This is a genomic window from Pseudoalteromonas sp. N1230-9 (genome assembly GCF_032716425.1).
Taxonomy (GTDB): Bacteria; Pseudomonadota; Gammaproteobacteria; order Enterobacterales; family Alteromonadaceae; genus Pseudoalteromonas.
Genome location: NZ_CP090419.1, coordinates 1,399,174 through 1,423,864 on the forward strand (window position 1 = coordinate 1,399,174; position 24,691 = coordinate 1,423,864).

The window sequence follows — 24,691 nt, forward strand, 5'->3', positions numbered from 1 at the left end:
CTTAACCTACTATTTATATATCCACAAAGTTATTTTCAAAAAAAACCTTAACTGGTGTAAACTAGTCACCTGAATATGAGCTTGGGTAAATAAGCGAGGTTATTTGCCTATAGTTTACGCTATCCCTCTAACTTTAGCCGTGGAAACCAGCAATGTCAGATTTAAATTCGATGCAAACTTTAACAATCACTCGCCCAGACGATTGGCACATTCATTTACGTGATGGTGATCAACTCACCGACACTGTTCGTGATGCAAGCCGTTATATGGGGCGTGCGATCATTATGCCTAATCTTGTTCCACCGGCTACGTGTACAGAAAGCGCATTATCTTACTATGAGCGAATTAAAGCCGCTGGCCCGCAAGGTAATTTTGAGCCTCTAATGGTGCTTTACCTAACGGATAAAACAACGCCTGAAGAAATTGAAAAAGCCAAAGCAACAGGTAAAATTGTTGCGGCTAAATTATACCCTGCAGGCGCGACAACAAACTCAGATTCAGGTGTGACGTCAATTAAAAATATTTACCCAGTGCTTGAGGCAATGCAAGAAGTGGGTATGTTGTTACTTGTACATGGCGAAGTCACTGATTCAGCAATTGATATTTTTGACCGCGAGAAAGTATTTCTAGAAACAGTGTTAGCCGATGTAGTTAATGACTTTCCAACACTTAAAATTGTTCTTGAGCATATCACTACAAAGGATGCTGTCGAGTTTGTTAACAAGGCCTCTGAGAATGTAGCTGCAACAATTACAGCGCATCATTTGCTTTATAACCGTAATCATATGTTAGCCGGTGGTATCCGCCCACATTACTATTGCTTACCAATTTTAAAGCGAAATATTCATCAGCAGGCGCTAATTGAAGCTGCTACAAGCGGAAGTAAAAAATTCTTTTTAGGCACAGACTCTGCGCCGCATTATATAGACAAAAAAGAAGCGGCGTGTGGTTGTGCTGGCGCATATACTGCCCACGCTGCGATTGAACTATATGCTGAAGCGTTTGAAGACGCGGGCGCTTTGGACAAGCTTGAGGGCTTCGCGAGTCATTTTGGTCCTGATTTTTATGGCATGGAGCGAAATCAAGACACTATCACGCTGGTAAGAGAAAGCTGGACGGTGCCTGCAAGCTACAAGCTAGGCGATTCCAAAGTGGTTCCAATCAAGGCTGAAGCACAAATGGATTGGCAAGTTAAATAAGCCTATATAGCAATCAACCAAAAAGCCCACTTTTTTAGTGGGCTTTTTCATTATATTTTAATTGCTTATAAATACTATCGTCATATTTTTTTGCTGTGGCAGTTGACCTCAAAATAATTTTCGATTATTAGAGCTAAAATAAAATTAATGTGTTAGTCTGTAGTTGCTTTGAGTTTTTGCGTATTGAATTTACGGATAATGTGCGGCTTGTACGGTTACCGGTTTGGTTATTGGTTCTTCCTGTACTTTACCCCAAGTTTATTGGGCATTCACTCAGGGAGGATAGAGCCACTACGGCTGAATTTTTAATTATTGACTTACAGGAAAATTTAGTATGTCAAACACGGTTACTGGTAAAGTTAAGTTCTTTAACGAAGCAAAAGGCTTTGGTTTTATTGAACAAGAAAATGGCCCTGATGTATTTGTACACTTCAGCGCTATTACAGGTACAGGCTTCCGCACTCTTAGCGAAGGTCAGCAAGTATCTTTCGGCATCAAACAAGGTCAAAAAGGCCCTGAAGCTGAGAATGTAGAAGTAGCATAAGTAATTATGTGAACCTGAATATATTTTGGTGGGGCAGTCTCTGTTTCACCAAAATTCATTCCTCCCACTTAAAAATATCAAAACGTCCCGAATTACATTTCCTCCTAAAGGCTTATTTAAGTAAATTCTTCTCAGTAGTTATCCTGTAACTAGCTAACTATTCCTTAAAAACCTACTTTCTATAATTAAAGTATTATATGCTGTATCGACAGTTTTATAAAAAATACATTTACTGTTGTTGTGGGAATGATAATGCCAAGCGTGAAGTGTTCTACGCTCGATTGCATTTATTTCACCAATCTTAAAATAACCCGCTAAACTTAGTTAAACTTAAAACAGAAAAAAATCTGGGTTTAGTGACAGTTGTTTGATGAATTATAATGAAGGTTTACTAATTGATGAGCATAGGAAATGATATTCTGCTAGTAGATGATCACCCAATGGTGGCTACTGCAATTAAAATGGTGCTAGCAAAATCAACTCTCGTAAACGAAGTTCACGCTGTTGCAAGTCAAAAGGAAGCGTTACAGTTTCTAAAAACCCATAATATTGCACTTGCAATTTTAGATATTGAACTTGAAGACTCAGATGGGTTCAGTCTTTACAAGCGCGCTGTGAGTAATGGCTTTGCGGGTAAGGTGCTTTTTCTATCAGCAAAACATGATAAGCATATTATTCGCACAGCTGCAAAGTTGGGGGCACAAGGCTTTGTCAACAAGGCTGAAAGCCTAGAAGATATTTCGGCTGCTGTCGAAATGATTTTGCGAGGTTATACGTTTTTCCCTCAAGAGCATTTAATTGCTTCAGAGAAAGATATCGATGAATTACTGACAGAGCGAGAGTTAGCTGTTATGAACTATCTATTACAGGGCCTGTCGAACAAGGATATAGGGGAAAAGCTTTTTATAAGTAACAAAACGGTAAGTACTTATAAAGCAAAAATATTTGAAAAGCTTGAAGTTGACTCAATCATTTCATTAGCAAAGCTTGTAAAAGACCGCGCCATTTTTTAGTCGATCACCCTAAATCATGGGGTTTAGTCAATACACTCACCCAAGTGGATACCTCAGTATTGTACGCAAGCTGTACAATATTGCTCATTGAGTGCATAAAAATTCTTCAAAAGAGATTTTTTAGACGATTTAAAAGATTTTTTTTTTCGAGTTAAATGGCCCTTTACTGTTTTTACAAAATGTTACATTTATGTTTAAGTAAAAACACAAACAAGACCCAATGTTTACCAGTAAAGGGCTATAGAACTTTCCTTTGAATACCTCTGTTATTTTTTTGTTAATTCGTTGTTTTGGCTATTTTCCCTGCAACGACGAGTGACCAATTTTTTCCGATGAAACCCGAACATCAAGTTGACAGAGCTAGATGCATTTAGCATTATTGGAGGGTTGATATCTATTAAAAGATATCAGGGTTGTCCTCTTCGGAGGATAATTAAATTATAAAAGTAACATTACTTAATTGGTTGGGAACTATGTCTGTTAAAATCAGAAAGAGTCTTGTAGCATCTGCGTTGGTTGGCGCATTTGCATTTGCAAGCAGCAATGTGATTGCAGATCCTTTGAAAGATGTGCAAGATGCAGGTCAACAAATTCAAAAGGCTGCTGTTAAGTCTCAAACTAAAATTGACAATATCTATGGTCAAACTCAAGAGCTAATCGCTGAGTACCGTAGCATTGTTGATGAAACTGAGCTTATGAAAGTGTACAACGATCACGTAGCACGTTTGGTCGCTGACCAAAACGCATCTATCGAATCGTTTGACCGTCAAATCGCGACAATCGATAACACGAAACAAAACGTTGTGCCTTTGATGTATCGCATGATCGATACGCTTGAGCAATTCATCAAAGCGGACGTTCCGTTCAATCTTGAAAACCGTCTAGCACGTGTTGAAAGACTTCGTGACATCATGGCATCAGCGTCAGTTACTACATCTGAAAAATTCCGCCAAGTGCTAGAAGCATACACAGTTGAAGCTGCATACAGCTCAGCAGTAACAGCTTCTCAAGGTACACTTGAAATTGATGGTAAAAGCATCAACGTTGACTTTGGTCGTTTAGGCCGTATCACATACGTAGCTCAGTCTTTCGACCTTAAGCATGCGTGGGTGTGGGATAACAATACAAAACAGTGGAAAACATTAGGTGAAGAATACCTAAAACCTGTTAAAGAAGTTATCCGTATGGCGCGTAAACAAGCGACATTAGAACTTGTTAAACTACCAATCTTTGGCGCGGAGTAATCAATAATGAAGAAACTATTTAAAGGTTTTGCTGTTGCAGCAGTACTATCTGTTTCTGCAGGTACCGCGCTTAATGCACACGCAAACACTGGTGCTTTAGACAAAATTCTTGAGCAAGTAAAGCAAGAACGTATCTCTGAAGGTAAATTAAATAAGCAACGTGAACAAGAGTTCCTTTCAGCTCGTGCTGACAAGCAAGCGTTACTTAATAAAGCGAAAAGCGAGCTAGCTGCTGAAAAAGCACGTGGCGATCGCTTATCTAAAGAATATGCGCAAAACGAAAATACTTTAGCAGAAAAAGAGCAAGAGCTTCTTAATGCACAAGGTACGTTAGGCGAAATGTTCGGTGTTGTACGTCGTTCAGCTGCAGATGCAATCGGTACTATCGAAGCATCACTTGTTTCTGCTGAAAAACCAGGACGTGCTGAAGTACTTCGTTCACTTGCGGCAGCTAAAGAGCTACCAACAGTTCGTGAATTAGAAGAGCTTTGGATTGCACTTCAAACTGAAATGACAGAGTCAGCTAAGGTTTCAACTTTCGAAACTGAAGTTGCTGGTCTTGACGGTTCAGCTACAGTGAAAAAAGTAACACGTATCGGTAACTTCAACTTAGTAACTGACGACGGTTATTTAATTTACTCTCCAGAAACTAAATCAATTCAACCACTAGGTAAGCAACCTGATAGCTACATCCTTTCTGGTATTTCTGATTTAGAAAACACTTCTGCTGATAACTACACAGGCGTATTTGTTGACCCTACACGTGGTGCAATCTTACGTATCAACACGCAGAAAAAATCTCTTATGGAATACTACGAGCAAGGTGCTGAAGTAGGTTACATCATCACAGTATTATTACTTGTTGGTCTACTAATCTTCGTAGTGCGTTTCATTGATCTTGCGCTTACTAGCACTAAGATTAAGAGCCAGCTTAAAAACCTTTCTACGCCGAATACAAACAACCCACTGGGTCGTATTCTTAAGGTTTATGCTGACAACAAGAATCAAGACGTTGAAAACCTTGAGCTTAAACTTGACGAAGCAATCCTACGTGAAACGCCTCGCATCGAAGCTGGTATCAACATCATCAAGATCTTGGCAGCAATCGCTCCATTACTAGGTCTACTAGGTACGGTAATCGGTATGATCCTTACGTTCCAAACAATCACATTGTTCGGTACAGGTGATCCGAAGATCATGGCTGGTAATATCTCTCTAGCACTTGTTACTACAGCGTTAGGTCTAATTGCAGCTCTACCACTTATTCTACTTCACTCAATTGTTGCGGGTCGTAGTAAGTCGGTTCTACATGTCCTTGATGAGCAAAGCGCTGGTATCATCGCAGCTCACGCGGAGAAGGAGAAAGCCTAATGCTAGTCCTGATGGAGATCTGGGAATCTATCAGGGATTTTGTTGGCACAGGCGGCCAGGTATTATACGTGGTCGCGATAGCACTCTTTCTTATGTGGGTTTTAATGATTGAGCGCTATTGGTTCCTACTAGCTGAGTTTCCTCGTATGACGAAGAACATTGTAGCTCAGTGGGATGCCCGCCAAGACACTACGTCTTGGTACGCACACAGAATCCGTGAAGCATGGATTTCTGAAGCGTCTGAAAAATTAGATCAGCGTATGTTGTTGATTAAGACATTAGTAGCTGTTTGTCCTTTAATTGGCTTATTAGGTACTGTAACGGGTATGATCGCGGTTTTCGAAACCATGGCAACTCAAGGTACTGGTAACGCACGTTTAATGGCATCAGGTATTTCAATGGCAACGATCCCAACAATGGCTGGAATGGTTGCGGCACTATCTGGAGTATTCTTTAGCTCACGTCTTGAAGCGAGAGCGAGAATGGCGAAAGCTAAACTTGTAGATAGCATGCCTCATCACTAGAGAGAGAATTAAATATGGCACGTAAACAACGTTTTCGTGAAGAAGAAGAAGCAGCGGTTGATATGACGCCAATGCTTGACATCGTATTTATCATGCTTATTTTCTTTATCGTAACTACATCGTTCGTTAAAGAGGCTGGTATCGAAGTCAATAAACCTAAAGCTGCCCAAGCTACGAAGCAGAAAAATGCGAACATTTTTGTTGCTATTCGTGCTGACGGTGCAATCTGGATTGATAAACAGCAAGTTGATGTTGAACGTGTTTCAGCAAAAATCGAAAGTTTATTAGCAGAACAACCTACTGAAGTTGTAATTTTGCAAGCTGATAAAGAAGCAAAACACGGCGTAGTGGTTAAAGTTATGGACCAGATTAAAGCGACGGGTGACAACCTAAGAATTTCAATAGCTGGAGATCAGTAATGATTCGTTTTCTGTTTTCACTGATTGCAGGTGGGGCAGTTACTTTCGGCTTGTTCTACTTCATGGCGTACCTCATCTCCGGTGGAGCTGACCGTGCGACTGAACAAAAAGAGCAGATCGTAGTCGAAATTATGACGAATCCGCCTGAATCTAAGGTGCAGGAGAGGAAGCGTGTTCCGCCTCCGCCTCCACCACCGCCAAAGCAGCCGCCTAAACCGCAGCCGCCTCAGCCGGAAAACAGCAACCCTAACACTGGTGCCTTGTCATTTAATATGCCAAGTATCGATGTGGGTGGCACAGCCGGTGGCCTAAGTGGTCCAGGTGCATTTGGACGTGACGGTGATGCGACACCTATCGTTCGTATTGAACCAAAATACCCAACGCAAGCAGCGCGTGATGGTAAAGAAGGTTGGGTTCAACTTTCATTTACTATCAATGAAGTGGGTGGGGTAGAAGACGTTGAGGTAATCGATGCAGATCCTAAACGTATCTTCGACCGCGAAGCTAAGCGTGCATTGCGTAAGTGGAAGTACCGTCCTAAAGTTATTGACGGAAAACCACAAAAGCAATTTGGTCTTCAAGTACAACTAGACTTTAAACTTAACCAAGGCAACTAAGGAGGCGAGTAATGAGAAATTTATCTAAAGTAACTGCACTTGCAATTCTTATGTCACTATCGGGTGCAGCTTTCACTGCACCAGCTTTAGCAGCGCCAGATTACGCGAAAATTGAAGCGCGTAAAAAAGCAAAAACTAAAGTGATGGGTGAGCGCGTTGGTAAAAAGGTTATTAAAGCGTTTGACTTGTACAACGAGGAAAAGCTTGATGAAGCGATTGCACTTCTTAAAGAAATTGATCCTTCGGATGAATTCGATAAGGCAACAGTCGATCGCTATCTAGGTCAAATGTATGCTCAGAAAGAGCAATACGACCTAGCGATTAAGCATATTTCAGCGGCAGTAAAGCCTGATGTTTTAAACTTTGCCGATCAAGAGCAAGGTCTTAAGCTACTAGGTGATATGTACGCGGGTACTGAGCAATACGCAAAAGCAAAAGATGCGTATTATGCTTGGATGGACTTCACAGGTGAGGAAGACGACAAAGTTTATACACGTATTGCGCAAGCAAACTACGAGTTAAAACAATATAAAGACGTACTTCCTGCTGCAGACAAAGCAATCAAATTGGCAAAAGAACCTGCTAAAGCTTCTTACCAATTAAAGCTAGCGGCCTATTTTGAACTTAAACAGTACAAAAACATGGTTGGTGTAGCTGAAGAGATTGTTCGTGTTTGGCCTGAAGACAAAAAAGCCTGGGTTGGTTTAGGTAAATATTACCTACAAACCGAAGACTTCAAAAAAGGTCTTGCGACCATGGAAGTTGCCTATAAAAATGGCTATTTTGAAAATGAAGTTGAATACAAAGTACTTTCAAACTTTTATTCGTTAACAGAAATTCCTTATAAAGCAGCTGTTGTGCTTGAGAAGGCAATTAACGAAGAAAAAGTTAAGCGTACTAAGCAAAATATCAGTGCAGTGGCATCTAATTACCATCGCTCAAAAGATATTGAGAAAGCAGCTAAGTACTATGAAGAAGCAGCTAAATTTGACGACGATGCAGAGCTTTATCGCAAAGCTGGTTCGTTACTTTTACAATCGCAAAATTATAGTGCTGCCGTTATTCGTTTGAATAAGGCATTAGAGTTAGGTTCTGATAAAAAAGGAACTATCTACTCTGATTTAGCTGAAGCTTACTACTACCAAGAAAAGTACAAGCAAGCTTACAACGCTATTGTTAAAGCAATGGATGACCCGCGCACGCGTAAATTCGCGAAGAGCTGGTCAACCTTCATCAAAGATAAAGCCGCTCGTAACGGTGTAAAAATCTAATTGATGTTGTTTTAAACTAAAAAGCCCCTCTGGGGCTTTTTTTATGGAATTTTAAAATGCTAAGACAGATCGTATTGTTACTTGTTGCGAGTGTAATGTTGCTAGCTTGCTCTGAGCAATCTACAAAATTCCACACGTTTCAAGAAGGGCAAAAAGAGCTTCGTAATATTAATCATTTATTACTGAGCACAACAAACTCCTCAAAAGCAAGTGTTTGGCCTTTTTCTGAGCACTATTTAGAAGCGCGCCATCTTGCTTATCAAGGTTTAAAAAGCACCCAATTAACCGAGTCGCAGCAGGCTCAACTAAACTATTTAATCATTGCCGAGCGATACCCTGAACGTTATTTTGTATGGCCTGTGCAACGTGATGTTCTAAGTCAAGCTAGCTCGCAAAATGATTTCTCCGCACAGTCATTAGCTAGTTGGTTAGAATTAGTAGAAACCCAGCTAATTACAGCAGAGCAAAGTAATCTAAAGCTTAATAAAATTGAATTAAAGCTTTTACATGACATGGTCAAATCTCACCTTGATAACAATGATGAGAGTGTACAAACCGCCCTAAATAAGCTTGATCAATACTTAACTCAATATAAGCCGCGCAGCAAACTTGGTTTAGTTGGCTTAGCAAATGGTAAAGATTGGTATCAAAGTAAATTAAACTATTTTAGTGGTGAGACTAAACCTCCATTAAACTGGCTTAGTCAGATACAAATGTCACTCAAACAACAGGTAAGTACTGATTTTGTATTACCAGTGTCAGACTCGCATTCGACGCCATTAGTCATGAATTATTTTTCAGATAATCATCAACATAACGGTCTTGACTGGCAGTTGGAATTTGTCGACCCGCGACAAAGTAAACGCGAATTAACACAAGGTGAGCAGTACTTTTGGCAGGTAATGATGGAAACAGATCTGGGCATTCATTATCACACGTGGAGTGAGCAACAAGCGCGTGTGAACTTAATGAAACGTTTAGGCGTGAAGCAAGCACAAGCTGAGTGGCTTATTGAAGATATTGTATTATATCCAGGTATGAGCTTTATTTTTGTAAGTAAAGAGGGCACCGCGCTCTAAGGAGCGCAGCGTCTACAGCGTTGAGTGGCAGGGTCAGCCAATAACCGCTCATCATCAATTTTTTCCTCGCAATCACAACAATAGCCATATTGGCCAATATCTATTTGGCATAGGGCGGCTTCTAATTTTTCAAGCCGTGAGATGAGGATTTGATATTCAGGGCCTAAGCTATTTGCTGTAAGCTCAAGCCAATCTGAAGGAGGGTTATCCTTAAGTTGCGATAGCAGTTGCTGATGATAGCCTTGATCAGAATCTGCCAGCATATCAAGTAAACGTTGTCTTACCTGCGCAAGTTCAGCAGATAGCTTTGTTTGTATTTCAGTATTGTTCATCGCGGTTTCTTCCAAGTGGGCAATACTGGCATTATCAAACAAAATGCGTTAGCTAATTATGATTTGTATCAATACTCGGCGCTTTGGCATACTTTCTTAGTACATCAGCGACTTCATCCTTTGCTTTCAAGCGCCTGATTTCATCAAAAAGGGCATGCGCTTGTGGGTACTGGCGTTTTAAGTAACCTAGCCATTGCTTGGTACGTGATGCAAAGTATTTTTCACATTTACTTTCATCTTGGTGCATGGAAGAGTGAATAATATGGTAAATAACATGCTCCCATTGCATTGGCGTATAATCTTCACCATTTACATGGGCTTTAATTTGCCTTGCGAGATCGGGCATAGCCAATGCACCGCGACCTATCATTAAATCATTACAGTGGCTTCTTGTTTGACAAAGCAGGGCATCTTCAATCTGCCAAATTTCGCCATTCGCGATAACCGAAATCGCTTTATCTTTGATTAAAGGAGGAATTTTCTCCCAATAAGCAGGTGGGTTATAACCATCACGTTTTGTTCTAGCGTGAATTGCCAAGCTTGATGCTCCAGCGCTAACAACGGCATCAACAATTTCTTGACTATTGCTATCATCATCAAAACCAAGTCTGATTTTAGCACTCACCTGATGAGCTGGATCGACGGCCTCTCTGACCGTTTTAATAATGTCGTACATGTGCTCAGGATCTTTTAAAAGTACCGCACCGCCTTTACTTTTGTTGACTGTTTTTGCTGGACATCCAAAGTTTAAGTCTATCCCATGTGAGCCAAGGCGGATCGCTTTGACAGCATTATCAGCTAAAGCATTCGCGACTTGTCCAAGTAGTTGTATTCTGACCGGTGTACCAGCACGCGTATAACCACCTTCTTGCAGTTCAGGGCAGTAGCGATGAAATACACGTTCTGGTAGTGTTGCGTCAACAACACGTACAAACTCTGTGACACATAAATCGAATCCACCTAAATCTGTAAGGAGTTGACGCATCTTAAAATCGACAACGCCTTCCATCGGTGCTAAAACTAATTGCATGGATAAATTTTACTTAACAAAAAATGGATGCGTATTCTACCTGTTATTGCCACTATGATAAATCGTAATTTGTATTTGTAGAGTGTCGATTAAATTGAAAAAGTGTGAAAGTAATTTTTATTTGTCGGGTCTAATCTAATAACCGTTATGAAAAAGAGAGTCATCATATGAACACAATTAAGCATAATTCAATCGCATTAACATTAGGTGCAGTCGTTGTTGGTGCGTCAAGTTTCGCAGCAAGTGATGCGCACGCCAACCCATTCGAGTTTCAGCAAATGCAAGCTGGTTATCAGTTAGATGCTGCTGAGGGCAAGTGCGGCGAAGGTAAATGTGGCGGCGATAAAAAAGCTGGCAAAGAAGGCAAGTGCGGCGAAGGCAAATGTGGCGGCGATAAAAAAGCTGGCAAAGAAGGCAAGTGCGGCGAAGGCAAATGTGGCGGCGATAAAAAAGCTGGCAAAGAAGGCAAGTGTGGCGAAGGTAAATGTGGCGGCGATAAAAAAGCTGGCAAAGAAGGCAAGTGCGGCGAAGGTAAATGTGGTGGCGACAAAAAAGCTGCAAAAGAAGGCAAGTGTGGTGAAGGTAAATGCGGCGGCGATAAAAAAGCTGCAAAAGAAGGTAAGTGTGGCGAAGGTAAATGTGGTTCAAACCACTAAGCATTCACTTAGCTTTTAAAAGGGCCATTTAGGCCCTTTTTAGTAGGAGGTAGTATGTCTTTTGAATCAACATCAGTGTTTGGGCAAATAGGGTTAGGCTTACGCCGAGAAATGCTTGATGAAATGTTAACAGGCGTGCCTAGGCCAATTGATTTTCTGGAGGTAGCACCTGAAAATTGGTTAAAGCTGGGTGGTCGGTTTGGAAAACAGTTTAAGCAGTTAACTGAACGTAACGCGTTTGTTTGTCATGGTTTATCTTTATCTATAGGTTCACCTGCTGAACTTAATGTAGAATTTGTGAAATCACTAAAGGCTTTTTTTAAAGAGCATAATGTTCGTTTATTTAGTGAACATCTAAGCTACTGCTCAGGCGAAGGGCATATGTATGATTTAATGCCTATCCCATTTACAGAAGAAGCAATCAAGCATGTTGTTACGCGCATTAAGCAAGTGCAAGATATTCTTGAACAGCAGATTGCTATAGAAAACGTTTCATATTACGCTGCGCCAGGTCAAGAAATGACAGAGCTGGAGTTTACCAACGCCGTGTTAGCAGAGTCTGATTGTAAGCTTTTAATTGATATTAATAATATTTATGTAAACTCAATTAATCATGGTTATGATGCAGAGCAATTTTTAAAAGGTTTACCTAGTCAACGAATTGCTTATGGGCACATTGCAGGACACTATACAGAAGCCGAAGATTTGTTGGTTGACACACATGGCTCACCTGTCATTGACCCTGTTTGGCAACTACTTGAAAAAGCCTATGCTTTTCATGGGGTGTTTCCAACTCTTCTTGAACGCGATTTTAATATTCCACCGATGGCGGAACTGTTAGCAGAGCTAAATATTATTGAGAAATTACAATTTTCAGCAAATAAGGTGAAATACAGTGCCTAGTCATTTTACAGAAGTTCAGCAACAATTTATGGCCCATATTCGTGACCCAAATCACAATAAAAAGCCAATAAATATTGAAGAGCGGAGAATGGCAATTTATCGTGATCTGTTTTTCAATAATGTTGAAGGTTTTGTTAGTTCTGCTTTTCCTGTTCTAAAAAGTTTGTATACAAAAAGTGGTTGGCAAAATTTAATACGCCTCTTTTTTAGTCAACATAATTGTAAGTCTCCATATTTTCTTGATATTGCCGGTGAGTTTTTAGAGTTTCTAGCTACAAGTTACTCAAAGCAATCTACAGATCCTGATTTTATGTTAGAACTGGCACATTATGAGTGGGTTGAACTGGATGTATCCGTTGCACAAGCGCAGGAACACGAAGCAGCTTTACAAACAAATCAGGTTACAAATGCAGGTTTGCTTTTAAGTTGTTTGGCACGTAATTTAAGTTACACATATCCCGTTCATACAATCAGTAAAGACCACCAACCAGAAAGCCCGCTTACGGAGCCATGTTATTTCGTTGTTTATCGAGATAGTGACGATGAGGTGCAGTTTTTATCAACAAATGCGATGACAGCATTGCTATTAAGTATCATTGAAGCGCAACCGGGTATAAATTTAAATCTTCTCTGCCAAGAAGTGGCAAGACACGCTCCTCAATTTAGTCAAGAGCAGCTATATCAAGGGGCGCTTAATACTTTAAGTGCAATGGCTGAGCGTGGCGTGATCGTTACTAAATCATAGGTCTAAAATACAGCAAAAAGCCTTTATTGATAGGGATACATCGACTATCATGTGCGCCTTATTGTGTCGTGCTTAAATAAAGGTAGTAACTATGTCGAATGATAAAGACTTTAAAGATCCGTTCAATGCAACTTATTTCATTGCGTTTTTAGCTGTATTTGTTGGTATTGGCTGTCTAAACGCTATCCTTGGTTGGATCACTGCTTTATCTTAATTTGCGAAAGTAAATTTAAGACACTAGGCTGCATTATGCAGCCTTTTTTATTACTATTGATGCAGTTCAAGGATTAATTTTGGATCTTGCTACCGACTTTCTACTAAGGTGATGTTATACTCTCGAGCTTTGTTAGATAAAATTTTTGAGCAGTATAATTATGACTCAAGCAACTTCAACGCTCATTAAACAGAGCATTGCAACTATTGCTGATTACCCAAAACCGGGCATTATGTTCCGTGATGTAACAACCTTAATGGCCAATGCTGACGCGTTTAAAGCAACAATTGACAGCTTTATATCAGCATATAAAGATCAAGGTTTTACAAAAATAATTGGTACAGAATCACGTGGTTTTATCTTTGGTGCACCACTTTCATATGCACTAGGTATTCCATTTATTCCAGTTCGTAAGCCAGGTAAACTTCCTCGTGAAGTCATTTCACAAAACTATCAATTAGAGTATGGTGAAGATACATTAGAGCTTCATACCGATGCTATAGTTGCTGGTGATAAAGTGTTATTAGTTGATGACTTACTTGCTACAGGTGGCACAATTGAAGCGACTGCAAAACTAGTGGCTAAACTAGGTGGTAATGCAACTGATGCCGCGTTTGTTGTATCTTTGCCTGAGCTAGGTGGTGAGCAACGAGTTGCTGATATGGGCATCAAAATTTTAAAGTTGGTTGAATTCGAAGGCGAATAATTAATGAGTTATCAGGTTCTAGCAAGGAAATGGCGACCACAAACCTTTCACGAGTTAGTGGGGCAGTCTCATGTTAAGCAGGCATTGGTTAATGCATTAACACAAAATAGACTCCATCATGCTTACCTCTTTACTGGAACCCGTGGGGTGGGTAAAACTACCATCGCACGTATATTCGCAAAAAGCCTCAACTGCGATAAGGGTATCTCTGCTGAGCCATGTGGCCAATGCTCAAGTTGTACTGACATTGAAGCAGGCCGTTATATTGATTTATTAGAAATCGATGCGGCTTCACGTACAAAGGTAGAAGATACCCGCGAAATCCTTGATAACGTTCAATACGCACCAACACGTGGTCGTTACAAGGTATACCTAATCGATGAAGTTCACATGCTATCTAAGCATAGTTTTAATGCTTTACTAAAAACATTGGAAGAGCCACCAGAGCATGTGAAGTTTTTATTAGCGACAACTGATCCACAAAAACTGCCAGTGACGATTTTATCTCGTTGCTTACAGTTTAATTTGAACGCGCTGTCGCAATCAGAAATTCATGAGCAGCTTGCCCATGTTTTACAGCAAGAGCAACTCAGCTTTGATGATAAATCCTTGCAGGTACTTGCGAAAGCCGCCGATGGTAGTATGCGCGATGCGCTAAGCTTAACTGATCAAGCAGTTGCCCAAACGAATGGCAATATAAGTTACCAGGCCGTACAAAGTATGCTTGGCTTGATGGATACTCACTACAGTCAAACTATGTTAGCTGCAGTACTTTGCCAAGATGGAGATGCGCTGTTATCTGAGGTAAAAAACCTTGTCAGTCGCAACCCTAATTTTGTTGCTTTGCTTGATGACCTTATTGCACTTACACATCTAATTCAGCTTGCACAGTTAGTACCCAGCGCAGCAGCACTTGATGAGAGTAATCGTGAGTTTATAGAACAGGTTGCGCAAACAACTGATGCGCAGCAGATACAAGTTTATTACCAATTACTGTTGAATGGTAAAAAAGATCTGCAATGGGCGCCGGATGCCAAATTAGGTTTTGAAATGATCATGTTGCGCTTGCTCGCATTCCAACCAACGCAATTTGCTCAAAGTCAAACATCAACGAATAGTCAACAACAGGTTAAACCTAGCGGTGCCGGTGCACTGCGTGATATTTTGAAAAAATCAACGGCGCAACGTGAACAAGCAGCTTCAGAGCAAGCACCAGTTGCACATAGCTCTGCACAGACAACCGCTGTACCTTCAGAGCCTGAGCCAACACAAGCTGAACCTGTTGAAGTAGAATCTATTCAAGCAGAACCTATTCAAGCTGCCGCAGCAGAAACGGCACATAGGCATGAGCCTGCCCAGCAAGTTGAAGCAACAGCAGTAGAACAGCTTGATGTTGATCAACAGACTCAGAAATCTGTTGAAACTGCAATGGCCGCTGAAGTTGAACCAGCGCCACAACAGCAAGAGCAAAGCCACTCAGAGCAAGTGCCTGCAGCTGAATACTCTCCACAGGAGTATTCTTCGCAAGATTACATGGATGATCATGATGCACAAATGGACTCATCACTTGCAGCGCAATACGATGATGTGATGAATAGCGCTTATGATCAGGGCTTTACTGCCAATGAAGCATCTACAGCGCCTCAGCAACAGCAAACTGCACCAGCACAATTACAACAGCAGCAAAGTCAGGCGCAGTCGGCCATTGCTCGTATTTTACAAGACCGCAATATCTCAGGTGCTGGTCGCTTAAGTGGTACAGCTACGCAAACTAATGTTAAAGCAGAACAACAGTCTGAAGCTAAGCCGCCAGCGCAACAAAGCACAGCCGCTACGAATCATCAACCTCAGCAGCAACAAGTGGCTGCAGAAGTAAAAAAGCCCAGCCCCCAGCCGACGGGGGAGAGCAATAATAAAGTAAAAAAAGTCGACTTTAGAGAAAAGCATCAAACAATCACTGAAAATTTAGCGCCTGAGTTGCTTGAGCAAATCAATCCACAAAAAGCGCCAGAGCCTGTGATTGAAGAAGCCAGTATTCCGATACCTGATGATTTTGAAAGCCCGATCAGCAGTATTAAATTCGCACACGAACAAGATGAATGGGCGTATTTAATAAAACGTATGGGGCTAGGTGGCCGAATGCGACAATTTGCATTGCACTCGATTTTCACAAAGAATAATAATCAAATGCACATTGAAGTTGACTCATCACAGCGTCACTTAGACAGTGCAGTACTAAGGCAAAAGCTCAATGCTGCATTAAGTGAAATTTACGGTCATAATGTAGAACTAAGTATCGAGTTTGCTGATGGCGTAATTGATTCACCGTATTTGATCCAACAAAAGATTGATGCAGGTCGTCATCAACAAGCCATTGATGTAATAAATAGTGATGAAAACATAGTGCAATTTCAGCAGTTATTTAGCGCTATAATCGATGAAAACAGTATTCAGGCATTGTAATTAGTTACAATAGCCCTTATCTTCATGCCAATTAAAGTAGTTTTAGAAAGAGAGACAGTTATGTTTAAAGGTGGAATGGGTAACATGATGAAGCAAGCGCAGCAAATGCAAGAGCGCATGCAAAAAGCCCAAGACGAAATCGCTAACCTAGAAGTAGTAGGTGAAGCTGGTGCAGGCCTAGTTAAAGTAACTATGCTTGGTAACCACAATGTACGTCGTGTTGAATTAGATGAAAGCCTAATGGAAGACGACAAAGACATGATAGAAGATTTGCTTGCGGCAGCGTGTAATGATGCTGTACGCCGTGTTGCAGAAGAAACACAAGAGCGCATGAGCAAAGTAACTGGCGGTATGCAATTACCACCAGGTATGAAAATGCCTTTCTAAGTGATTCTATATGCAACTATCGCCTAGTTTAACACAGCTGATTGAAGCACTAAGATGCCAACCTGGCATTGGTCCTAAGTCGGCACAGCGCATTGCTTTTCATTTGCTTGAACGAGACCGTCAAGGTGGCAAGCAGCTTGGTCATGCATTGACTAAAGCCATGGATGAAGTAGGGCATTGTCAGTCGTGCCGTACTTTTACCGAGCAACCCGTGTGCGATATATGTTCAAGTGTTAAACGTCAAGATAGTGGTTTATTGTGTGTGGTCGAATCACCAACCGATGTGCTGGCTATTGAGCAAACCGGTCAATACCAAGGTCTTTACTTTGTTTTAATGGGTCACTTGTCGCCAATCGATGGCATAGGACCAAAAGAAATTGGCCTTGATATTCTTGAAATCAAGTTGCAACAAGGCGGCATTAATGAGGTGATCCTCGCAACCAACCCAAGTGTTGAAGGGGAAACCACAGCCCACTACATTGCTGAGCTTTGTCATAAGTATCAGGTAGGAGCATCCCGTATTGCTCATGGTGTCCCTGTTGGTGGTGAGCTCGATTTACTTGATGGCATGACCCTAATGCATGCATTTAGCGGGCGACGCGCTGTAAACCAAAACTAATACCGCAATGGTATCAAAAGCCTGCTTCATGCAGGCTTTTTTGTGTCTATCCGCTATTTTACCCGTAAATTTAGCTTTTTGCCTTGAACTTCAAAAAGCCTGCCCCATATAAAGAGTCATAGTGCAGATAAGACACTTTGTTAATTGGAGATTTACACAATGACTGCAGCACAAAAAGAAACATTAGGCTTTCAAACAGAAGTCAAACAACTATTAAACCTGATGATTCACTCTCTTTACTCTAATAAAGAGATTTTCCTACGTGAGCTTGTATCAAACGCGTCAGATGCAGCAGATAAATTGCGTTTCCTAGCGCTTTCAAATGGCGATTTATATGAAAATGATGCAGATTTAAAAGTACGTATCAGTGCAGATAAAGACGCAAACACAGTAACCATTACCGATAACGGTATTGGTATGAGCCGTGAAGATGTGATCAATTCACTAGGTACGATTGCAAAATCTGGTACCGCAGAGTTTTTTCAAAACCTAACAGGTGATCAAAGCAAAGATTCACAATTGATTGGTCAATTCGGTGTTGGTTTTTACTCTGCATTTATCGTTGCTGATAAAGTAACAGTGCGTACGCGTAAAGCGGGTGAAAGCCAAGGTATTGAATGGCAATCTGCGGGTGAAGGTGAGTACACATTACAAGAGATTGATAAACCATCACGTGGTACGGAAATCATCCTTCATCTTCGTGAAGACGAAACAGAGTTTGCTGATGAATTCCGCTTACGTAGCATCGTGACTAAATACTCAGACCACATTTCTATTCCAGTTGAAATGTATAAAGCAGAAGTACCTGAATCTGAAGGGCCTGACGGCGAGAAAATTCCAGCACAGCCAGGCGAGTGGGAAGGTATTAACCGCGCAACTGCATTATGGACTCGCGATAAGTCAGAAGTCACAGACGAAGAGTACAAAGAGTTTTATAAGCACATTGGCCATGATTGGGAAGAGCCACTAAGCTGGGCACATAACAAGGTTGAAGGTAAAACAGAATACACGAGCTTGTTATACATCCCGAAAAAAGCACCTTTCGATTTATGGAACCGTGAGCGTCAATCAGGTTTAAAACTGTATGTGCAACGCGTTTTCATCATGGATGACGCTGAGCAGTTTATGCCAAGCTACTTACGTTTTGTGAAAGGTTTACTTGATTCAAACGACTTACCACTAAACGTGTCGCGTGAAATATTGCAAGACAACAAAGTAACGCAAGCAATCCGTAAAGGTTGTACATCGCGTGTACTTAAAATGCTTGAGCGAATGGCGAAAAACCGTGAAGAAGATTACCAATCTTTCTGGAATGAGTTTGGTCAGGTGTTAAAAGAAGGCCCTGCTGAAGATGCGGCTAACAAAGAAGCCATTGCTAAGCTACTGCGTTTCGCTTCTACACATACTGACGAAAGCACACAAAATGTATCGCTTGAGCAATACATTGAGCGTATGAAGCCAGAGCAAGATAAAATTTACTATGTGGTTGCTGATTCATTCGCTGCAGCGAAGAGCTCACCACACTTAGAGATCTTCCGTAAGAAGGGCATCGAAGTATTGCTACTAAGCGACCGTGTTGATGAGTGGATGATGAGCTACTTAACTGAGTTCAACGAAAAATCATTCCAGTCAATCACTCGTGGTGACTTAGATTTAGGTAATATGGATGACGAAGAAACGAAAAAAGCACAAGAAGAATCAGAAAAAGAAGTTGCTGGCCTAGTTGAGCGTATTAAAACAGCACTAGGTGATAACGTTAAAGACGTACGCTTTACGCATCGTCTAACTGACTCGCCTGCATGTGTTGTTGCAGATGAGCATGATATGAGCTCACAAATGCAAAAGTTAATGGAATCAGTTGGTCAAACAGTGCCTGAGCAAAAGCCAATTTTTGAGCTTAACCCAGAGCATCAGCTTGTTAAACACTTAAATGTTGAGCAAGATGAAGACAAGTTTGCCCAGTGGTCACATGTACTTCTTGACCAAGCATTACTGGCTGAGCGCGGTACCTTAAAAGATCCTGCTGGCTTTGTAACTCGCTTAAACAAACTCATGCTAGATATAAGCAAATAAGCGTTTTAGCTGAATGAGTTGGGAAAGGGAGCAAGGCTCCCTTTTTTATTGCCGTTAATATAGGCAATTGGTATAAGTTACTTGAGGTATAGCCTCAGTTGTGGAAGAATTCAGGCTTTAAAAACAAAACTCCACTGATCGACCATTTTAAGATTAGTATCACACAGAGGACAATGATATGCGCATTATTCTTTTGGGCGCGCCGGGTGCAGGTAAAGGTACTCAAGCTCAGTTTTTGATGGACAAATACGGTATTCCACAAATTTCTACGGGCGATATGCTGCGTGCAGCAATTAAAGAAGGTACACCACTTGGTCTTGAAGCTAAAAAAGTAATGGATGCAGGTCAATTAGTATCTGATGAAATTATCATCGGTCTAGTTAAAGAGCGTATTGCTAAGCCAGATTGCGAAAAAGGTTTCTTACTAGATGGTTTCCCTCGTACTATTCCTCAAGCAGATGCAATGAAAGAAAATGGCGTGGTAGTTGACCACGTTATCGAATTTGACGTTGCTGATGAAATCATCGTTGAACGTATGGGCGGTCGTCGCGTACACCCAGGTTCGGGCCGTGTATACCATGTTGTTTACAACCCACCTAAAGTTGATGGCAAAGATGACATCACTGGTGAAGATCTAATCATTCGTGATGACGACACTGAAGAGACAGTACGCAAGCGTTTAGGTATCTACCATGACCAAACTAAACCATTAGTTGATTACTACCAAGCTGAAGCAAAAGCAGGTAACACGCAGTACCATAAATTAGACGGTACACAAGCTGTTGAAACAGTAAGCCAACAACTTGGTGAGTTACTTGGTTAATCTTAGGATTAACTGAGCAATAAAAAACCGCCTTTTGGCGGTTTTTTGCTGAATGTAACTTTAAAGCTTTTTTAAAGCCTCAATTGCACCACTGTAATCAGGCTCTTTCGATAAGTTATCGACAAGTTGTTTGTATACGATTTTGTGCTCGTCATTTAAAACAAATACGGCGCGAGTTAATAAACCCATATCTTTAATAATTAAACCATATTGCTCGCCGAAATTACGCCACACAGAGTCCGAAAGTGCCGTCACTTTGTCTATATTCTCCGCTTTACAAAAGCGCTTCTGCGCAAACGGTAAATCAGCACTTAAAGTCAGCATCGCGATACTAGGGTATTCGGCAGCTACTTTTTCATTAAAGTGTTTAGTCTGAATACTGCATACACCAGTGTCTAAACTTGGCACTACACTAATAAGTACTGCTTTGCCTTTGTAGTCATTTAGAGTGACAGGTGTAAAGCTATCATCTACTACTTTAAAATTAGGTGCTTGTTGACCAACTTCAACACCTTGACCTAGTAAAGTAACTGGTTTTGATTGAGCAGATACTTTACCTGCATCAAGCGTGTTTTCTGGTAACTCACTTGCGTAACTAAATGTACATAGTGAGCCAAGTGCAAATATCAATGGGCGTATCATAACTTCATTCCTTCAAATTAACGCATTTTACATCAGTGTATTATACTGAGTTAATAGCTCCAAGGTTTACAGTAATTTAAAATTGTAAATAAAGGGTAGTTTGATTAACATGTATACGCAGCCCAATTTTTATTAATAATAACAATAATAAAGTTAGTGTTTTGTTTTTCTGACTAGTTAAAAAGTGCGGATTTAGAGAGAGTGTATGTCGACATCGGTATTAGTATGTGATGATTCAAAATTAGCGCGTAGGCAATTAGCGCGCTCTTTACCTGATGATTGGGATATCAAAATTGAATTTGCAGAAAATGGAGTTCATTGCATCGAGCAAATTAAGAAACTCCAACCAGAAATATTATTTCTGGATTTAAACATGCCTGAAATGGATGGTTATGAAGTTCTTCAAGCCATTCAAGAACAAGGGCTGCATGTTCTAACAGTCGTTGTCTCCGGTGATATTCAACCTAATGCACATCAACGTGTCCTTGAGTTAGGGGCTATCGACTTTATTCAAAAGCCTTGTTCACCTGAAAAGCTCGCCAATATCATTGAGCATCATGGCATTAAAGATAAAGCCATGCGTGAGCGTTTAGCAAATAAGTTAGGTGAGCAGGTTGATCCTGACGTACGAGATATATATCAAGAACTTACAAATGTAGCGATGGGTCAGGCAGGTGACTTACTCGCGCGTTTACTCAATGTGTTTGTCAAGCTGCCTATCCCTAATGTGAATGTCTTAGAAGTAAACGAGCTGGATATGGCACTTCGTTCTATTGATGCCAATGCCTCAACGTCTGGTGTTTGCCAGGGTTTTATTGGTGGTGGGGTATCAGGTGAAGCGTTGCTTCTTTTAAATGATTCAAGCTTTAAAGAAATCGCCTCATTGATGAACTATGAAGGTGAGTTAAACAATAAAGTTGAGCTTGAATTATTAATGGACGTCAGCAACATTCTAATTGGTGCTATTTTATCAGGGCTTTCTAAGCAGCTTGATATGCGCTTTAGCCAAGGACACCCCGTTGTTCTTGGTCAACACTGTGATGTCTCTGACTTAGTCAAAGCTAATAAATCTCGTTGGCAACGAACGTTGGCCATTGAGATCAGCTACGGCATTGAAAATCATAATATTAATTGTGATTTGATGTTGCTATTCACCGAGGACTCGTTGAAGACCTTAAAATATAAAGTAGCTTATTTACTAGAAGATTAAACTTATGCCAGCAGCCGACTTTAATATGAATGAACTCCATTGGTTAATGGATATGTTTAATACAGTTGATGTAGGCCTTGTGGTGCTCGACAGGGACTATAAAGTGTGTATTTGGAATGGCTTTATGGAGAACCATTCTGGGCTATTACCAAGTGCGGTGAAAGATAGAGATCTGTTCGATTTGTTTCCATCAATCGATGAAAAGTGGTTTCGAAGTAAATCTGAGTCGGTATTTATTCTTAATAATCGCTCATTCACTATATGGGAGCAGCAACCGTATATTTTCCGTTTTAAAAACTATCGACCTATTACCGGCAAAGCGGATCATATGTATCAAAACGCGACTTTTATACCACTAACCACGACGACAGGTGAAGTTTCTCACATTTGTATCATTATTTACGATGTTACTGACGAAGCAGTTAATAAAAAAGAGCTTGAAGAAGCAAACTCAAAACTTGAATTAATGAGCCGTACAGATGCATTAACGCAACTTACAAACCGCGGGTTTTGGGAACAAAAGCTTCGCAAAGAATACATGCGAATTGTTCGAAGTGGTGGTTGCAGTACATTATTGATGTTTGATATTGATCATTTTAAAAACGTCAACGATGAACACGGACACAGCGGCGGAGATGAAGCGTTACGCCATGTTGCCGATTTACTACGCAAAACCCTTCGAGAAACCGATTTAGCAGGCCGTTATGGTGGGGAAGAGTTCGCCATTACGCTATTGGATACCGATTATGATGGTGCTGTTATATTTGCTGAAAGGTTACGTGAGTTAATTGAGAACTCGTCAATCTATTACAAAGAACAGCAAATAAAACTAACTGTAAGCATTGGTTTTGCTTGTTTTGACGAAAAGTTTGACCGCTATGAAAAATGGATTGAAGCGGCAGATAACGCGCTCTACCATTCAAAAGAAAATGGTCGAAACAAAGTAACAGCTTATTCAGATTTAAAAGACTAAAGGTGTTTAGCGCTTTAGTCTTTTAAAATTCCAACTAATTTTAAGCTTAAAGGTTGCATACGTTAACCTTCATTTTTAACAAACCAGTCGCGAGAGTCTGCACTTATAAATAGCCCAAGCTACTCTGTAGCATGCCTTGTATCACTTGCGGGGCACTCACCTATTACAGATACCTCACCAGTTGCTGACTCTTGCTCTAGTTTTACCTTAAAGCCCCATAATCTATAAAGATGTTTTAATACTTCATCTTTAGATTTAGCAAGGGGGATACTGTTATGAGGCACATAGCGCAAAGTGAGTGAGCGATCGCCTCTTATATCAACATTATAAATTTGTATATTAGGCTCGTGATTGCTTAGGTTATATTGGGCTGAAAGCGTCTCTCTTACTTGGTGGTAACCTATTTCATCATGAATAGCACCGACATTAAGCGTTGGTTCTTTTTCGTGATCGATAATGGTAAAGAGCTTAAAATCACGGATAATTTTTGGCGATAAAAACTGACTTATAAAACTCTCGTCTTTAAAGTTTTGCATTGCAAAGTGGAGTGTTTCCAGCCAATCACTGCCCGCGTATTCTGGAAACCACTTTTTATCTTCCTCAGTCGGGTTCTCACAAATGCGGCGAATATCAACCATCATGTTAAAACCAAGCGCATAGGGGTTAATCCCTGAATAATAATTACTGTTGTAGGGCGGTTGATAAACCACATTGGTGTGACTTTGTAAAAACTCGAGCATAAAGGCGTCGGTGAGCTTATCCTCATCGTACAGGTGATTCAAAATGGTGTAATGCCAAAACGTAGCCCAGCCTTCATTCATCACTTGTGTTTGTTTTTGTGGGTAAAAGTATTGCGAAATTTTACGCACAATACGAATGATTTCTCGTTGCCATGACTCAAGTAGTGGCGCATTTTTTTCAATGAAATACAGGATATTTTCTTGCGGCTCTTCAGGGAAGCGACGCTCACGTTTTTTAGATTCTTGCTGTGAAGTAGGTATAGTGCGCCACAGTTCATTGACCTGCGATTGTAAGTAATCTTCACGTTCTTGCTGACGCTTTTGCTCTTCGTATAGCGAAATACGTTGCGGGCGTTTATAGCGGTCAACACCATAATTCATTAAGGCATGACATGAGTCGATGAGATTCTCAACCTCATTGATGCCATATTTTTCTTCGCACTTAGCAATATAATTTTTGGCAAATAATAAGTAGTCGATGATTGAACTGGCATCAGTCCAGGTTTTAAAAAGGTAATTGCCTTTAAAAAATGAGTTGTGACCATAGCAAGCGTGTGCCATCACCAAAGCTTGCATTGGTAGGGTGTTTTCTTCCATTAAATAGGCAATACACGGGTCTGAGTTAATAACAATCTCATAAGCAAGACCCATTTGCCCACGTTTATAGTTTTGTTCGGTTTGAATGAATTTTTTACCATACGACCAGTGGCTATAACCAATCGGCATACCCACACTCGAATAGGCATCCATCATTTGCTCAGCGGTTATTACTTCGATTTGATTCGGGTAAGTATCGAGCTTATAAATGTTCGCTACCCGTTCAATCTCAGTTTGATATTCTGCTAATAAATCAAATGTCCAATCAGGACCGTCGCTAATACGTTTATCGGCCAT

General features: G+C 40.6%; 26 protein-coding genes. 22 read left to right on the plus strand and 4 right to left on the minus strand.

Translation table 11 applies throughout. From position 1 onward, the window contains the following. Nucleotides 1-152: 152 nt before the first annotated feature. The 10 genes from pyrC to LY624_RS06625 all read left to right on the plus strand — a co-directional run bounded on the left by pyrC (nucleotide 153) and on the right by LY624_RS06625 (nucleotide 9,281). Complete coding sequence (pyrC, locus tag LY624_RS06580; RefSeq protein WP_341804141.1) at nucleotides 153-1,199, plus strand: dihydroorotase; 1,047 nt, start codon at nucleotides 153-155, stop codon at nucleotides 1,197-1,199. Nucleotides 1,200-1,533: 334 nt separating this feature from the next. Beyond that, the gene (locus LY624_RS06585) at nucleotides 1,534-1,743 is read left to right on the plus strand and encodes a cold-shock protein (RefSeq protein ID WP_036967526.1); all 210 of its coding nucleotides are present in this window, start codon (nucleotides 1,534-1,536) and stop codon (nucleotides 1,741-1,743) included. 398 nt (nucleotides 1,744-2,141) lie between these two features. Next, a complete protein-coding gene (locus LY624_RS06590; RefSeq protein WP_130151397.1) occupies nucleotides 2,142-2,756 on the plus strand; it encodes a response regulator transcription factor in 615 nt (204 codons plus the stop codon). A 473-nt stretch (nucleotides 2,757-3,229) separates the two neighbouring features. Further along, nucleotides 3,230-4,000, plus strand: coding sequence for a DUF3450 domain-containing protein (locus LY624_RS06595; protein WP_130151398.1), 771 nt, complete (start codon nucleotides 3,230-3,232; stop codon nucleotides 3,998-4,000). A 6-nt stretch (nucleotides 4,001-4,006) separates the two neighbouring features. Beyond that, nucleotides 4,007-5,371, plus strand: coding sequence for a MotA/TolQ/ExbB proton channel family protein (locus LY624_RS06600; protein ID WP_062570715.1), 1,365 nt, complete (start codon nucleotides 4,007-4,009; stop codon nucleotides 5,369-5,371). Further along, nucleotides 5,371-5,895, plus strand: coding sequence for a MotA/TolQ/ExbB proton channel family protein (locus LY624_RS06605; RefSeq protein ID WP_054551558.1), 525 nt, complete (start codon nucleotides 5,371-5,373; stop codon nucleotides 5,893-5,895). Before LY624_RS06600 ends, LY624_RS06605 begins: the two co-directional genes overlap by 1 nt. A 14-nt stretch (nucleotides 5,896-5,909) precedes the next feature. After that, nucleotides 5,910-6,314 (plus strand): ExbD/TolR family protein, encoded by a 405-nt coding sequence (locus LY624_RS06610; RefSeq protein ID WP_058585247.1) that lies wholly within the window; start codon nucleotides 5,910-5,912, stop codon nucleotides 6,312-6,314. Then, nucleotides 6,314-6,931, plus strand: a complete 618-nt coding sequence (locus LY624_RS06615) for an energy transducer TonB (protein WP_062570717.1) — start codon at nucleotides 6,314-6,316, stop codon at nucleotides 6,929-6,931. Before LY624_RS06610 ends, LY624_RS06615 begins: the two co-directional genes overlap by 1 nt. Nucleotides 6,932-6,942: 11 nt before the next feature. Next, nucleotides 6,943-8,202 (plus strand): tetratricopeptide repeat protein, encoded by a 1,260-nt coding sequence (locus LY624_RS06620; RefSeq protein ID WP_130151399.1) that lies wholly within the window; start codon nucleotides 6,943-6,945, stop codon nucleotides 8,200-8,202. Between the two features lie 56 nt (nucleotides 8,203-8,258). Next, complete coding sequence (locus tag LY624_RS06625; RefSeq protein ID WP_341804142.1) at nucleotides 8,259-9,281, plus strand: hypothetical protein; 1,023 nt, start codon at nucleotides 8,259-8,261, stop codon at nucleotides 9,279-9,281. Here LY624_RS06625 and LY624_RS06630 read toward each other — a convergent pair. Both LY624_RS06630 and LY624_RS06635 read right to left on the minus strand, forming a co-directional pair. Continuing rightward, nucleotides 9,278-9,613, minus strand: a complete 336-nt coding sequence (locus tag LY624_RS06630; protein WP_130151401.1) for a TraR/DksA family transcriptional regulator — start codon at nucleotides 9,611-9,613, stop codon at nucleotides 9,278-9,280. The genes LY624_RS06625 and LY624_RS06630 overlap by 4 nt on opposite strands. 52 nt (nucleotides 9,614-9,665) lie before the next feature. Further along, nucleotides 9,666-10,643 (minus strand): tRNA-dihydrouridine synthase, encoded by a 978-nt coding sequence (locus tag LY624_RS06635; RefSeq protein ID WP_341804143.1) that lies wholly within the window; start codon nucleotides 10,641-10,643, stop codon nucleotides 9,666-9,668. A 167-nt stretch (nucleotides 10,644-10,810) separates the two neighbouring features. Between LY624_RS06635 and LY624_RS06640 the strand changes: the two genes are divergently transcribed. The 10 genes from LY624_RS06640 to adk all read left to right on the plus strand — a co-directional run bounded on the left by LY624_RS06640 (nucleotide 10,811) and on the right by adk (nucleotide 20,232). Then, a complete protein-coding gene (locus tag LY624_RS06640; RefSeq protein ID WP_341804144.1) occupies nucleotides 10,811-11,299 on the plus strand; it encodes an HvfA family oxazolone/thioamide-modified RiPP metallophore in 489 nt (162 codons plus the stop codon). A 54-nt stretch (nucleotides 11,300-11,353) separates the two neighbouring features. Beyond that, nucleotides 11,354-12,202 (plus strand): HvfB family MNIO-type RiPP peptide maturase, encoded by an 849-nt coding sequence (locus LY624_RS06645; RefSeq protein WP_341804145.1) that lies wholly within the window; start codon nucleotides 11,354-11,356, stop codon nucleotides 12,200-12,202. Nucleotides 12,203-12,230: 28 nt separating this feature from the next. Next, complete coding sequence (locus tag LY624_RS06650) at nucleotides 12,231-12,947, plus strand: HvfC/BufC N-terminal domain-containing protein (RefSeq protein WP_445936736.1); 717 nt, start codon at nucleotides 12,231-12,233, stop codon at nucleotides 12,945-12,947. A 91-nt stretch (nucleotides 12,948-13,038) separates the two neighbouring features. Continuing rightward, nucleotides 13,039-13,161, plus strand: a complete 123-nt coding sequence (locus tag LY624_RS06655) for a hypothetical protein (protein WP_267136360.1) — start codon at nucleotides 13,039-13,041, stop codon at nucleotides 13,159-13,161. Between the two features lie 160 nt (nucleotides 13,162-13,321). Then, complete coding sequence (gene apt, locus LY624_RS06660; RefSeq protein ID WP_130151406.1) at nucleotides 13,322-13,867, plus strand: adenine phosphoribosyltransferase; 546 nt, start codon at nucleotides 13,322-13,324, stop codon at nucleotides 13,865-13,867. Nucleotides 13,868-13,870: 3 nt separating this feature from the next. Continuing rightward, on the plus strand, nucleotides 13,871-16,330 hold the full coding sequence (gene dnaX / locus LY624_RS06665) for a DNA polymerase III subunit gamma/tau (RefSeq protein WP_341804147.1): 2,460 nt from the start codon (nucleotides 13,871-13,873) through the stop codon (nucleotides 16,328-16,330). 60 nt (nucleotides 16,331-16,390) lie between these two features. Next, nucleotides 16,391-16,717: a YbaB/EbfC family nucleoid-associated protein gene (locus LY624_RS06670; RefSeq protein WP_016707773.1), complete on the plus strand. Its 327-nt coding sequence runs from the start codon at nucleotides 16,391-16,393 to the stop codon at nucleotides 16,715-16,717. Between the two features lie 10 nt (nucleotides 16,718-16,727). Then, nucleotides 16,728-17,336 (plus strand): recombination mediator RecR, encoded by a 609-nt coding sequence (gene recR / locus LY624_RS06675; RefSeq protein ID WP_341804148.1) that lies wholly within the window; start codon nucleotides 16,728-16,730, stop codon nucleotides 17,334-17,336. 159 nt (nucleotides 17,337-17,495) lie between these two features. Then, entirely contained in the window at nucleotides 17,496-19,409 is a 1,914-nt protein-coding gene (htpG, locus tag LY624_RS06680) for a molecular chaperone HtpG (RefSeq protein WP_237119364.1), read from the plus strand. Nucleotides 19,410-19,587: 178 nt separating this feature from the next. Continuing rightward, a complete protein-coding gene (gene adk / locus LY624_RS06685; RefSeq protein WP_058585238.1) occupies nucleotides 19,588-20,232 on the plus strand; it encodes an adenylate kinase in 645 nt (214 codons plus the stop codon). 60 nt (nucleotides 20,233-20,292) lie between these two features. On the opposite strand, the gene tpx is transcribed toward adk, so the two are convergent. Beyond that, nucleotides 20,293-20,874, minus strand: coding sequence for a thiol peroxidase (tpx, locus tag LY624_RS06690; RefSeq protein ID WP_130151410.1), 582 nt, complete (start codon nucleotides 20,872-20,874; stop codon nucleotides 20,293-20,295). 205 nt (nucleotides 20,875-21,079) lie between these two features. Here tpx and LY624_RS06695 point away from each other — a divergent pair, with 205 nt between their 5' ends. Together LY624_RS06695 and LY624_RS06700 are read left to right on the plus strand one after the other, a co-directional pair. Beyond that, entirely contained in the window at nucleotides 21,080-22,084 is a 1,005-nt protein-coding gene (locus tag LY624_RS06695; protein WP_130151411.1) for a response regulator, read from the plus strand. Between the two features lie 4 nt (nucleotides 22,085-22,088). Next, a complete protein-coding gene (locus tag LY624_RS06700) occupies nucleotides 22,089-23,057 on the plus strand; it encodes a sensor domain-containing diguanylate cyclase (RefSeq protein ID WP_130151412.1) in 969 nt (322 codons plus the stop codon). Nucleotides 23,058-23,176: 119 nt separating this feature from the next. Here the strand turns inward: LY624_RS06700 and LY624_RS06705 are convergent, their stop codons facing one another. Then, a complete protein-coding gene (locus LY624_RS06705; RefSeq protein WP_341804149.1) occupies nucleotides 23,177-24,691 on the minus strand; it encodes a SpoVR family protein in 1,515 nt (504 codons plus the stop codon).